The organism is Rhizobium sp. 18065 (assembly GCF_902706095.1).
Lineage (GTDB): Bacteria > Pseudomonadota > Alphaproteobacteria > Rhizobiales > Rhizobiaceae > Allorhizobium.
Window position 1 is genome coordinate 13,775 of the sequence record NZ_CACSJP010000002.1, and the last position, 11,548, is coordinate 25,322.

Annotated in this window: 12 protein-coding genes; 2 read left to right on the top strand and 10 right to left on the bottom strand. The window is 59.0% G+C overall.

Annotated elements, in window-relative coordinates; translation table 11 throughout:
• Nucleotides 1-10: 10 nt before the first annotated feature.
• Nucleotides 11-1,291, bottom strand: coding sequence for a TRAP transporter large permease subunit (locus GVK95_RS05915; RefSeq protein ID WP_159947562.1), 1,281 nt, complete (start codon nucleotides 1,289-1,291; stop codon nucleotides 11-13).
• Nucleotides 1,288-1,779: a TRAP transporter small permease gene (locus GVK95_RS05920; RefSeq protein ID WP_200844226.1), complete on the bottom strand. Its 492-nt coding sequence runs from the start codon at nucleotides 1,777-1,779 to the stop codon at nucleotides 1,288-1,290. The genes GVK95_RS05915 and GVK95_RS05920 overlap by 4 nt, the downstream gene beginning before the upstream one ends.
• 82 nt (nucleotides 1,780-1,861) lie before the next feature.
• On the opposite strand from GVK95_RS05920, the gene GVK95_RS05925 reads away from it, so the two are divergent.
• Nucleotides 1,862-2,896: a LacI family DNA-binding transcriptional regulator gene (locus GVK95_RS05925; RefSeq protein ID WP_159947564.1), complete on the top strand. Its 1,035-nt coding sequence runs from the start codon at nucleotides 1,862-1,864 to the stop codon at nucleotides 2,894-2,896.
• A 795-nt stretch (nucleotides 2,897-3,691) separates the two neighbouring features.
• Here the strand turns inward: GVK95_RS05925 and GVK95_RS05930 are convergent.
• From GVK95_RS05930 to GVK95_RS05955, 6 genes are all read right to left on the bottom strand, one after another.
• Nucleotides 3,692-4,366: a 4-carboxy-4-hydroxy-2-oxoadipate aldolase/oxaloacetate decarboxylase gene (locus GVK95_RS05930; RefSeq protein ID WP_159947566.1), complete on the bottom strand. Its 675-nt coding sequence runs from the start codon at nucleotides 4,364-4,366 to the stop codon at nucleotides 3,692-3,694.
• Nucleotides 4,367-4,467: 101 nt separating this feature from the next.
• The gene (locus GVK95_RS05935) at nucleotides 4,468-5,304 is read right to left on the bottom strand and encodes an ABC transporter substrate-binding protein (RefSeq protein ID WP_159947568.1); all 837 of its coding nucleotides are present in this window, start codon (nucleotides 5,302-5,304) and stop codon (nucleotides 4,468-4,470) included.
• Nucleotides 5,305-5,352: 48 nt separating this feature from the next.
• The gene (locus tag GVK95_RS05940; RefSeq protein WP_159947570.1) at nucleotides 5,353-6,120 is read right to left on the bottom strand and encodes an amino acid ABC transporter ATP-binding protein; all 768 of its coding nucleotides are present in this window, start codon (nucleotides 6,118-6,120) and stop codon (nucleotides 5,353-5,355) included.
• Nucleotides 6,117-6,875 (bottom strand): amino acid ABC transporter permease, encoded by a 759-nt coding sequence (locus tag GVK95_RS05945; RefSeq protein WP_159947572.1) that lies wholly within the window; start codon nucleotides 6,873-6,875, stop codon nucleotides 6,117-6,119. Before GVK95_RS05945 ends, GVK95_RS05940 begins: the two co-directional genes overlap by 4 nt.
• A complete protein-coding gene (locus GVK95_RS05950) occupies nucleotides 6,872-7,579 on the bottom strand; it encodes an amino acid ABC transporter permease (RefSeq protein WP_159947574.1) in 708 nt (235 codons plus the stop codon). Before GVK95_RS05950 ends, GVK95_RS05945 begins: the two co-directional genes overlap by 4 nt.
• Complete coding sequence (locus tag GVK95_RS05955; RefSeq protein ID WP_159947576.1) at nucleotides 7,576-8,358, bottom strand: SDR family oxidoreductase; 783 nt, start codon at nucleotides 8,356-8,358, stop codon at nucleotides 7,576-7,578. Before GVK95_RS05955 ends, GVK95_RS05950 begins: the two co-directional genes overlap by 4 nt.
• A 203-nt stretch (nucleotides 8,359-8,561) precedes the next feature.
• Between GVK95_RS05955 and nac the strand changes: the two genes are divergently transcribed.
• On the top strand, nucleotides 8,562-9,467 hold the full coding sequence (nac, locus tag GVK95_RS05960) for a nitrogen assimilation transcriptional regulator NAC (protein WP_159947578.1): 906 nt from the start codon (nucleotides 8,562-8,564) through the stop codon (nucleotides 9,465-9,467).
• 19 nt (nucleotides 9,468-9,486) lie between these two features.
• Here nac and GVK95_RS05965 read toward each other — a convergent pair whose 3' ends face one another.
• Both GVK95_RS05965 and GVK95_RS05970 read right to left on the bottom strand, forming a co-directional pair.
• On the bottom strand, nucleotides 9,487-10,692 hold the full coding sequence (locus GVK95_RS05965; RefSeq protein ID WP_159947580.1) for a pyridoxal phosphate-dependent aminotransferase: 1,206 nt from the start codon (nucleotides 10,690-10,692) through the stop codon (nucleotides 9,487-9,489).
• Between the two features lie 62 nt (nucleotides 10,693-10,754).
• Nucleotides 10,755-11,522, bottom strand: a complete 768-nt coding sequence (locus GVK95_RS05970; RefSeq protein WP_159947582.1) for a 5-oxoprolinase subunit PxpA — start codon at nucleotides 11,520-11,522, stop codon at nucleotides 10,755-10,757.
• Nucleotides 11,523-11,548: the final 26 nt, after the last annotated feature.

Genomic DNA, 11,548 nt, shown 5'->3' on the forward strand with positions numbered 1-11,548 from the left:
TTGTGAAGTCTCAGCCGCCAAGGAAGTTGGCGGGAACGGTGATGAGTTGTGGAAATATGATGAAAAGGCCGAGCAGCGCTGCATAGGCGAGAATAAATGGCAACACACCGCGCACAGCCACGCTCATCGGCACGCGGCCAACCCCGCAGATCACGTTGAGGACGGTGCCGACCGGCGGGGTCAGGAGGCCGATCGAGCAGTTGAGGATGAACATCAGCCCGAAATAGACCGGATCGATACCCGCCAGCTTCACCACCGGCATGAACAGTGGCACCAGGATCAAAACGGTGGGAGACAGGTCCATCACCATGCCGACGGCAAGCACGATCAGCATGATCACCAGCATCAGGAGTCGCGGACTGTCGATGAGGGGCTCAAGCATTTCTGCCAGCTGTTGTGGAAGTTGAGCCACTGTGATCAGCCAGGCGGCGACCATGGCTGCACCGACGAGGAACATGACCATGGCGGTCGAGCGACCGGCCGTCACCAGCACTTCGAGAAGGATCTTCCAGGTCAGGGCGCGATAGACGAAGGTGGAAACAATGATCGCGTAGACAGCGGCCACCACCGCAGCTTCGGTCGGTGTGAAGGCGCCGGAGCGTATGCCACCGATGATGATAACCGGCAGGATGAGCGCCCAGATACCGTCCTTCAGCGCTGCCAACCGTTCCTTTCCGTTCGCCTTTGGAAGGGTTTCGATCTGTTCGTTGCGCATGATGAAAGACCAGACCGTCATGAGCGTCAGCCCCATCATCAATCCCGGCGCGATGCCGGCCATGAACAGCTTGGCAATCGAGATGTTGCCGGCAACGCCGATGAGGATCAGCGGAAGGGATGGAGGAATGATCGGCGCAATGATGCCACCCGATGCCAGCAAGCCCAGACTGCGGCCCTCGGGATAGCCGGCCTTTCGCATCATCGGATAGAGGATCGCGACCAGGGCCGCGGCATCCGCAACGGCTGATCCGGATAGTCCGGCCAAGACGATTGCGGTCAGGATGGCGACATAACCGAGGCCACCACGTTTGTGACCGACAAGCGTCATCGCGAGTCGGACGATACGCTCCGACAGCCCACCCTTTGACATGACTTCGCCGGCCACGAGGAAGAACGGAATGGCAAGCAGCGGAAAGCTGTCCACGCCGTTTATTAGCCCCTGTGCCAGGATATCCGGGCTGAACGTGCCCAGATGCAGCATTAGTGCCATGGCGGAAAGCAGGAGGGCGAAGGCGACGGGAAGACCCGCAAGGATCGCGACGAACAAAACGCCGAGGAACAGGATAAGTGTCATTCCTTGGTATCCTCCGGAAAGCGGGCATCGATGCTCATCGGATCGATGAAACGAACGACGGCAATCGAGGCCATCAAGACGGCCGAAACGACACCGGAGAGATAAAAGAGGCCGGACGGAAGTCCCGTCAACGGCGAGATATTGTTCCAGTTCGCGATCGTCTGGTTGAGCGCACCGATGAACAACATGCCGACAGCAACCATCACCACGATCCAGCAGAGGCGGCGCAGGATCGGCACAACCCTTGGCATTAGCGCTTCGGAGAACTCGGCAACGGCGAGATGCTCGCCGCGGCGCAAGACCACTGCGGCTCCCAGCATGACGATCCAGACGAACCACAATCGCGCCAGTTCGACGGATTGTCGTATGCCCGACGAAAAGCCGTAGCGCAGGACTACATTGGCAAAGACGAGAGCAATCATGGCCGCGAGTATGACCGCCATCAGTATATCGATCATCGACCAGAACGCGTGGATAAAACGTCGCATGAGATCCTCCTCCCCGAAGACTCGTTGCGCTTAACCCGCCATTGGGTTATCGTTAACCCAAATTGGTATCGATAACATTGTGATGAGTCAAGACCCACATTTCTCGCGCACGATCACGATCGCCGACGTGGCCAAGGCGGCCGGCGTGAGCAGTATGACGGTCTCGAAAGTCATTCGCGGAACAGGCCGCATTGCAGCCGAAACGCGCGCGCGTGTGACACAGATCGCCGACGAACTCGGTTATGTTCCCAATCGGCTGGCAGGGGCACTGTCGTCCCAAACGAGTTCCCTGATTGGCATCGTCATCCCCTCCATCGGAGATCAGGTCTATGCTGGCGTGCTGGCCGGGATAAACGGGGTTCTGAACGGCCGGAACTACACAGCTTTCATCGGAGAAAGCTTTTTCGATCCCGAAATCGAGTTGCGCATCGTGCACATGATGCTGACGATGAAGCCGGCCGCCCTGATCCTGACGGGAGGCCTAGCGCGTGATGAGCGCACTACGCGCCTGTTGCGCCGCTCCGGCATCCGCGCTGTGCATCTCTGGGACGGCGACCGTCCGGACCTCGACGCCACAGTCGGCCTCTCCCATCGGAGAGCGGGCCAATTGGCAGCCCAGGTCTTCCTTGATGCCGGCCTCACCCGCTGCGCCTATATCGGATCACAGCTCGACCGGGATCTCTGCGCGGCCTGCCGGCTCGAAGGATTTTCGCAAGCGTTGTCTGCAACTGGCGCTACCCTGCGGCAACTTACAGATGGCAACCTGTCGCGCTCGGCGGAAACCGGATACTTTCTGACCAAACGACTGATCGAGCAGGATGAGCCCCCGCAAGCCATACACTACCTCAACGACGCCATGGCCATCGGCGGCCTGCGCTTCATGAATGAGGCCTCAATCGCCGTTCCCCAAACAGTCTCGGTCAACGGATTCAACGGGACAGCGCTGCCCCATTCCCTCACGACACGACTGACGACCATCGAGGTGCCGCTCATGGAGATCGGCCGCAGGGCAGCGACAGCCGCTCTCGCAACCCCGCCAATCGGCTCAGATCCTTCAGTCGATATAATCGACATTTCCCTGACTGCGGGAAACACGGTCGCATGCAGACCGGACTAGTACAACTCCGCCAGAAATCGGTCGTTGCACCCCGCGTCGCGACCAAGCAATGAGATTGGCGCATTGGGCAATTTTGCTTTCGCCAGAAATTCTAAGCTCAATTCCTCCTGGTCCGCCACACCCGCCCAATCCCGCAGCGGGCTAGGTCTGGTGGGGATTCAAGACTGGTGACTGGTGACTGGTGACTGGACGCTGAAGCCGATCGTTGGATAGACACAGGAAAAGATGCGCGTTCAGCACAGGTAGGCAGCGGACTTTATGGGCTAACCGCCAAGGGCAAGCGCCCCAGCAACAACACTGTTCACAGCCTCTAATTGTCGATGATTTTTTAGGCTACTAAACATGGGCCAAGTACGTCAGTCTGTTGAAACGCCAGATGTGGCGGACCTCCCCTATTGCAAGCCCCGCCGGAAGGCGGGGCTTTCTTTGCTGATGATGCCGGCCGACGGAGCCAACCAGAGGCACAGTTGAATTGTGACATTCTGGCGCAAAGTCGCCTCATCGACTGAACCCGACACTCGAAACCAGATCCGCCAATCAGTAGATTCATAAGAGCCGGTACTCGTCGGTTCGCGCCTGAATTGGCCGATTGGATTCGAGTGGGAGAAGGCAGTTTCGTCGACGCCAGGGGCAACTCAACTAAGCCCGCATGTGCAGGCTCGTTGCCGGACACAGAAGCAGAGAGCAGGTGGATTGAATTCAGCCTGCCTTGCTATCGCCGCAAGCTCCGACATCGCACGCGCAAAGGTCGGCGTTATGGCTAAGAGCCGCCAGCAATAGGCTGGTTTCACAAGTTCAGATATCGACGACCAGGCCCTTTGCTTTCAGAACCGCTTCGAGATTGCTGACTTCGATCACCGATTTGCCCTGTTTGTAAGCTTCGATAAAACCGGCCTCGGCATCTTCCCTGGCCTGCGAAAGCTTGGCCGCATCCTGGACGTCCTCGCGGCGCACGACCACCAGTCCATCGGCATCGCCAACGATGATGTCACCGGGATGGATTGTTTCTCCGCCGACGATGATGGAATCGTTCACCGCAGCAATGGTTTCCTTGACGGTACCCTTGATGCAGACGCTGAGCGAGAAGACCGGGAAGCCGAGGTCACGTAGCTGCAGCGTATCGCGCACGCCAGTATCGGTCACCAAACCACCGATGCCCTTGGCAAGGCAGGCATTGGCGAGCACATCGCCGAAGGATCCGGCTTCTTCGTATTCGCCAGCCGACACGACGATGATATCGCCGGGCTTGGCATAATTGATGGCAAGCTGCAGCATGATGTTGTCGCGCGGGGCGCATTTGACCGTGAAGGCCGGGCCACACAGCTTCATGCGGTAGTCCACGGGCTTCAGGCGCGAGGACAATGCGCCGCGACGACCCTGGGCTTCATGGATCGTTGCAGGCGAGAATTTGGCAAGGGCGTCGATATCGGCCTGGGCTGGCCGTTCGGCGATGTCTTTGATGTGGATCACTGGATTTTTCCCACGGTTGGACCGGCGGCGGGCACATCCCGCCGCCTTCTGTCACTCTTGTTTCTTCAGTTGTGATCGCTGCGGGCTAAAGCCCTTCAGCGTTAGGGGATCGGGTCGAACTTCAGTTCGGACAGCGGCACAACCTTGTCGGCGCGCGTCATCTTGTATTCGGTGTCCGGACCAAGCCATTTGTCCCAGATCTTGTTGATTTCGCCAGACGTATCCAGCTTGCGCAGCACTTCGTTGATCTTGGCGGTCAAGGCCGGGTTGTCCTTGGCCATGCCGATGCCGATCGGTTGGAACAGCATCGGGTCCGGGATCATCCGCATCTCTTTGCCCTTGGTCTTGGATTCGTTGACGAACTTGGTCGTCGTCATGGTATTGGCCACCATTCCGCGCGCCTTGCCCTGCTGTACCGCGAGATAGGCAGACGCTGTATCCTGGAAGGTCAGGGGCTCGGACTTGTTGAGCTTGATCGACATTTCCGAGGTCGAACCCTTGGTCGAGGCGATGCGCTGGCCTTCGTAATCGGACTTCTTCTGGCCGGCATCGTCGGCTGGAACGATCAGCATTTCTTTCGCAAGATAATAAGGATCGCTGAACTGGATCTGCTCTGCACGGTTGAGCGTGTAGGCCAGGTTGGCGACCGTGATGTCGACCCGTCCGAGCTTGACCTCCGGCACGCGCGCCTCAACCGAGACAGGCTTCACTTCGGCCTTGACGCCGAGTTCGGCGGCTATCGCATGGCACAGGTCAACGTCGAAGCCTGCCATTTCGCGGGTTGCCGGATCAGGTGAGGCGAAGGGAGGCACGTCGGCAAAGGTGGCGCAACGCAGGGTCTTGGCCGACATGATCGTGTCGAGCTGATCCGCCCTGGCCGGCGAGATGGCCGATGCGCCGGCCAGCAGTGCCGTAAGTGTAAGTGATTTCCAGTTCATTGCTGTTCTCCGTTGTTTTGGTTTTGGTTTTGCTTGAGGTTGCGGATGTCAGTGGCGCAGGTCGGCGAGGAACCGCTGTGCACGAGGGTGACGGGGCGCCTTGAAGAACTCTTCCGGTGGAGCCGTCTCGATGATTTGTCCCGCATCGATGAACCAGATCCGGTCGGCGACGTCGCGGGCGAAGCCCATTTCATGCGTGACGCACATCATCGTCATGCCATCAGCGGCCAGGCTCTTCATGACCGCCAGGACCTCCCCAACCATTTCCGGATCCAGCGCACTTGTCGGCTCGTCGAACAGCATGACCGGCGGCTCCATGGCGAGCGCGCGCGCGATCGCAACCCGCTGCTGCTGTCCACCGGAGAGTTGGGCCGGATAGGCATTCGCTTTGTCCGCCAGCCCTACCCGATCGAGCAGCTTCAACGCCTTGTCGTGGGCTAGGGCTGGGGCGATGCCTTTCACCCGGACGGGCGACATCGAAACGTTCTCGACAACTGACAGATGCGGGAAAAGATTGAAACTCTGGAACACAAATCCAATGCGGCTGCGCAGAAGATTGAGCTCCTTGGTTCGCATCGGAGCGTGGATATTCTGGCCGTCGAAGCTGATCGAGCCGCTGCTGATCTCTTCCAGGCGATTGATGGTTCGGATCAGGGTCGACTTTCCCGACCCCGACGGGCCGCAGATCACCACCACCTCACCGCGGGCAACCTCCGCGTCGATATTCTTCAAAACAGGATGATCCCCGTAGCTCTTGTTGACATTCGAAATCCGAATAGCCTGGGGCAGTTGAGGTGATGTGTCTGACAGGGTCATGGCTGCTCCGGTACGATTTTGGACATTGCCAGCGACACAGGCGTCGCGCGATCGGTCAAACCGGCACGTCGGCGTGTGATCCGTCGCTCGATGACGTTGGCGACATGCGTCAGGCTCCAGCAGATGGCGTAGTAGACGACTGCGAGGATAAGGAAGACCTGGAACGGCTGGGTCAGCAGCTGGTTGTTGACCTGGCTTGCCGCAAACGTAAGGTCCGGCACATTGATGACATAGCCGAGCGTCGTGTCCTTGATCGTCGAGACGAAGGTAGAGATGATGCTCGGGATCATGTTGTAGAGCGCCTGTGGCAGAATAACGAACCGCATGGCACCGAGATAACTGTGACCGAGTGCTTTGGCCGCCTCCATCTGGCCGTGACCCAGCGCCACGATCCCGCCGCGGACTACCTCGCTGAGGAAGGCACCCTGATAGACCACCAGCGTCGTCAGCATGGTCACGAAGCTGGGAACGTCTGCCCCGGTCAGCAGCGGCACGAGGAAATAGCTCCAGAGGATGAGCATCAGCAAAGGCACGCCGCGGGTGACATAGACCAGCGCCGTGACCGGCCAACGCAACAGCCGCCACTTCGACAGACGCGCCAGGGCGAACAGGATGCTGACCGGAAAGGCCAGCGCGATGCTGCACGCAGACAGTATGAGCGTGTTTGCCAGTCCGCCGAGCGGGCCGTTGGGATATTGCCCGATCAGCAGCAAAAGCCAGTAGTCGCTGATGATAGCCGTGATGTCGCTGATCATGCGCGTGCCCTCCACGTGGGATCGGCGCGCAATGACAGGTAGGCGCCGGCACCCATGATCAAGAGAGAGAGGAAGAGGTAAAGCACCGTGCCGATCAGGTAGATCTCAAAGGTACGAAAGCTCAGATTCTCGACTTCCTTGACGGCATGTGTCAGTTCAGGCGCACCAATGACGATTGCCAGACTGCTGTTCTTGAACAAGGAAACGCTGTGATTGATGAGCGGTGGCAACGCATTGCGGACACCCTGAGGCATGATCACGAAACGCATTGCCGAGAGATAGCCATGTCCGAGCGCCTTGGCCGCCTCCATCTGCCCGGGGCTCACCGAGCGTAGGCCGGATCGCAGATCTTCGCTGAAATACGCAGCCTGGCACAAACCGAGTCCGATGACGGCAAAGATCGCTTCGGCGTTGTGCTCCACCAGCCAGAACGTCAACCAATCGGGCAGAAGCGTGAATATGCCGAAATACCACAACATCAGTTGCACGAGTGTCGGGACGTTGCGGTGATAGGAGACATAGGCGGCAACAAATTTATCGCCAAAACGGAACGGGGAGAAACGTATGCAGAGAAGAGTAAAAGCCAGCGTCATCGCCAGCATCCACGAGCCGAAAAAGATCACGAACGTCATTTCGATGCCGTGCAACAGCATCTGAACGTATTCCGGGTTGGACAGGATTGCTGACAGATCGAACCCGGTCACGGCAGTTGCTCCCCGCCATCGCCTGCTTCCTCCGGAGAGGACTGCGGCCGGGCCGTCTGCAGGCCGCCCATGACCTGAAGCGTCGGGGTGATCTCCATGTGCCCGATATTCATCGACACCGGCGCCGCGACAGCAAAGGCGATCGCTTCGGCAATGTCGGCAGCCTGCGGCAGTTCGAAACCGTCGATGAAGCGCTCGCGGATGCTGGGATCATTGCCGTGAACATGATTGAAGATGTCGGTCGCCACGCGCCCGGGGCAGATTTCCGTGACGCGCACACGTTTGCCGAAGGCGTCGAGACGCAGCTGGTTCGACAACATGGCGACGCCCGCCTTGACGGCATGATAGGTCGAGTTGCCGCCGAAATTATAGTTCCCGGCGATCGAGGAGATATTGATGACGTGACCTCGATCACGCGCCACCATGCCTGGTACGATGAGGCGGCAGATATGCAGCACGGCGCGCAGATTGACATCCACCAGCAGGTCGATATCGCCTTCATCCGCTTCCAGGAATTTCTTCGGTCGATCAACGCCAGCATTGTTGACGAGAATGTCGAACTGAACTCGGCCTGCGAGGTCGGCGATTGCTGCGCGATCCGTGACGTCGATCACGTGGGGAATGCAGCCGGTGCGGGCGGCCAGTCGGTGAAGGGCATCGTCACTGCGGGCGATGGCGTGAACTTCGATATTCTCGCGACGAAACCGCTCTACAACGGCAGCGCCGATACCGGAGGATGCGCCGGTCACCAGTGCAGTCTTGTAATCGGAGAAAGGCATTCTGATCCCCTTGTTGTTGCCTGAGACACTAGCGAAGCTTTAATTCCTTGCCTAAGACCGATTATCTCTGGAGCAATAAGCAACTTGTATGGAGGCGCAAAAGCCTGCCTTCCAGGAGATCGAATTACCTGACGGATCGCGTTGCAAAAGGGGGGTGCGTCTGCAAACATGCATTTGCACAGCTCAAACAACATGCGGTCGCAATGGATATCAGACGTCTCAAATCTTTCATCGTGATCGTGGATAGCGGCAGCATAACGCGTGCCGCCGATCTGCTGCATATCGCCCAGCCCGCGCTCAGCCAGCAACTGGCAGCGCTTGAGGAGCATTTCGGCCAGAAGCTTCTGATTCGTAGCCAACAAGGCGTCAGCATGACGGATGCGGGGCTTGCGGTTTACCGCCATGCACAAATCATTCTTCGCCAGATGGAACAGGCGCAAGCGGATGCATCCGCTGCCGGCAATTCACTGGCCGGACGTGTTTCTGTCGGGCTTGTTCCGTTCAGCAGCGCCGCCACTTTGTCCGTCGAGCTCCTGGCCGAAACACGCCGACGCCATCCCGGCATCCTGCTCCACCTGACCGAAAGCGTCGGCCAGACCTATAGCCAGATGATCATGAATGGTCGGCTGGAAATGGCCTTGATCCATGGCAATGGACCGATCAAGGGCGTGCGGTTCGATCCGATCCTGAGCGAGGAGTTCTATCTTGTCGCGCACCGCGACCTTGGGATCGAGGCAGACAGCAAGCCGGTGCCGCTGGCTGCACTCGATGGCGTGCCACTTCTGCTGCCGCCGCCCTACAATTTCGTCCGCCGCGCCGTGGATACCGCGTTCACCCGGACGCGCAACACGATGAAGGTGGTGGCCGAGGTCGAAATCGTGCGGACCTTGGCCCGCGCCGTCGCTGCCGGTCTCGGCGCCACCATCATGCCCAAAGCGATTGCCGATCGCATCGTCACCGAAACCAGCGAGCCGCTGATCTGCCGGATCATCTCCCCGCGGATTGAGGAGACGCTGTCGCTGTGCGTCTCCGATCAGAACCCACTGTCAGAGCCAGCCCTTGCGGTCAGGGACATTCTAGTCGAACTGACCGAAGGATTGAAGAGCTAGCCGATAACAGCTGTAAAGTTCAGCGCATGTCCCGGCAGAACTGGGCGATGCGGGCGCAGCCTTCTGTCAGCATCTCCATGCTCGTCGCATAGGAAATGCGGAAATAGGGGCTCATGCCATAGGCGGCACCTTGAACGGTGGCGACATGATGCTCGTCCACCAGCGCCATGACGAAATCGACATCGGTCTCGATCTTGCGCCCACCTTTGCTCGTCTTGCCGATCAGACCTGACATATTGGGATAGAGATAGAAGGCGCCTTCCGGCTTGTGGCAGCGAAGGCCCTCCACCCGCGACAACTCTTCGATGACGAAATCACGTCTCTCCCTATAGATCGCAGCGCGCTCTTTGAGGATGTCCTGTGGGCCGTCGAGCGCGGCGATTGCGGCGGCCTGAGTGAGCGTTGCAGTACCGCCGCTGTTCTGGCCGTTGACATTGCTGATGGCGGTCATCAGTTCCTTCGAACCGCTGGCGCAGAAACCGAGCCGCCAGCCGGTCATGGCATAGGCCTTGGAGACACCGTTCATCGTCAATACGCGATCGTGGAGTCTGGGTTCAACCTCTGCAATCGTGCAGAACTCGAAGTCGTCATAGACCAGATGTTCGTAGATATCGTCCGTCAGGATGAACACTTGCGGATGGCGCAGCATCACCTCGGCAATCGCGGCCATCTCGGCGCGCGAACACGCGGCCCCTGTCGGATTATTGGGGAAGTTCAGGAACAGCCATTTGGTACGCGGCGTGATCGCGGCTTCGAGATCCTCCGGCCGCAACTTGAATCCGGACTGCTCGTAGCAAGGTACGGCAACGGGGACGCCGCCGGCGAACTTTACAATATCGGCATAGCTGACCCAGGAAGGCGTGGGTATGACGATCTCGTCACCGGGATTGCAGGTCGCAAGCATCGCATTGAAGATCACCTGCTTGCCGCCGCCCGAAACGACAATCTGGCTGACATCATAGTCAAGATTGTTGTCGCGCTTGAACTTCCGGCTGATCGCGGCCTTGAGCGCTGCTGTTCCGTCCATCGGCGGGTATTTGGTATCACCGTTCAGGGCTGCCGCATGGGCTGCCTCGATCACATGGGCGGGCGTTGGAAAGTCTGGTTCTCCGGAGGAAAGGCTGACCACTTTGATCCCCTTGGCAGCCAGTTCCCTGGCGCGCTGGGTCATGGCGGCGGAGGCCGATATGGAAACATTCTTCAGGCGGTCGGCTGTGACAGACATCAACGTGATCTTTCAATGGTAGATTGAAATATGAGATCGCCTTCACGGCGACCGGGTTTGTTTCAGCAGGCAAGTTCCGCTGCAGGTGCCAGAGTGGCACCGGCCGCTTCGATCTCGCTGCGCACGATGCGGGCAAGGTCCAGAGCCCCCGGCGTATCGCTATGGACAAGAATGGAGCGCGCCTGCATGGGAATCACGGTGCCGTCGATCGTCTCGACGGTGCCATCCATAAGAAAGCGGCGCACCCGCGCGCGAACCGAAGCCTCATCCTTGACAAGAGCGCCCTGCAGGCCGCGGGCGACCAGTGCCCCGCTGGAATCGTAGGCCCGGTCAGCGAGGAACAGCACCAGCGTCTTCAGCCCGGCCCGTTTCGCCGCCTTTTCGATCTCGCTTCCAGCCGTGACGAAAACGACCAGTTTGGCATCAACGGCAGCGATCGCATTCATCATCAAATCGGCAAGAACGGGATCGCGATTGACCATATTGCCCATGGCCGCATGAAAGCTGAAATGCCCCACTTCCACGCCTTCACTCCGCGCGATCGCGATCAGCGCACCAAGCTGGTAGAGCATCTGCTGGCGCAACTCGTCCGGCTGGAATGGCATTTCGCGACGACCGAAGCCCATGCGGTCCGGCAATCCTGGATGCGCGCCGATGCCGACGCCGTTCACTTTCGCCAGCCGCACCATGCGCGCCATCGTATCGGGATCGCCGCCATGGAAGCCGCAGGCGATATTGGCCGACGACACGATTTTCATCATCGCATCGTCATCGCACAAACGGTAAGGACCAAATCCTTCGCCCATATCGGAATTCAGATCGATCTTCATCCTGCCCTCCCTCGGGCTTGTTTTTG

Coding starts and splice junctions, on each gene's coding strand:
- GVK95_RS05915 (WP_159947562.1), bottom strand. CDS start 1,291: ATGACACTTATCCTGTTCCTCGGCGTTTTGTTCGTCGCGATCCTTGCG.
- GVK95_RS05920 (WP_200844226.1), bottom strand. CDS start 1,779: ATGCGACGTTTTATCCACGCGTTCTGGTCGATGATCGATATACTGATG.
- GVK95_RS05925 (WP_159947564.1), top strand. CDS start 1,862: ATGAGTCAAGACCCACATTTCTCGCGCACGATCACGATCGCCGACGTG.
- GVK95_RS05935 (WP_159947568.1), bottom strand. CDS start 5,304: ATGAACTGGAAATCACTTACACTTACGGCACTGCTGGCCGGCGCATCG.
- GVK95_RS05940 (WP_159947570.1), bottom strand. CDS start 6,120: ATGACCCTGTCAGACACATCACCTCAACTGCCCCAGGCTATTCGGATT.
- GVK95_RS05945 (WP_159947572.1), bottom strand. CDS start 6,875: ATGATCAGCGACATCACGGCTATCATCAGCGACTACTGGCTTTTGCTG.
- GVK95_RS05955 (WP_159947576.1), bottom strand. CDS start 8,358: ATGCCTTTCTCCGATTACAAGACTGCACTGGTGACCGGCGCATCCTCC.
- nac (WP_159947578.1), top strand. CDS start 8,562: ATGGATATCAGACGTCTCAAATCTTTCATCGTGATCGTGGATAGCGGC.
- GVK95_RS05965 (WP_159947580.1), bottom strand. CDS start 10,692: ATGTCTGTCACAGCCGACCGCCTGAAGAATGTTTCCATATCGGCCTCC.
- GVK95_RS05970 (WP_159947582.1), bottom strand. CDS start 11,522: ATGAAGATCGATCTGAATTCCGATATGGGCGAAGGATTTGGTCCTTAC.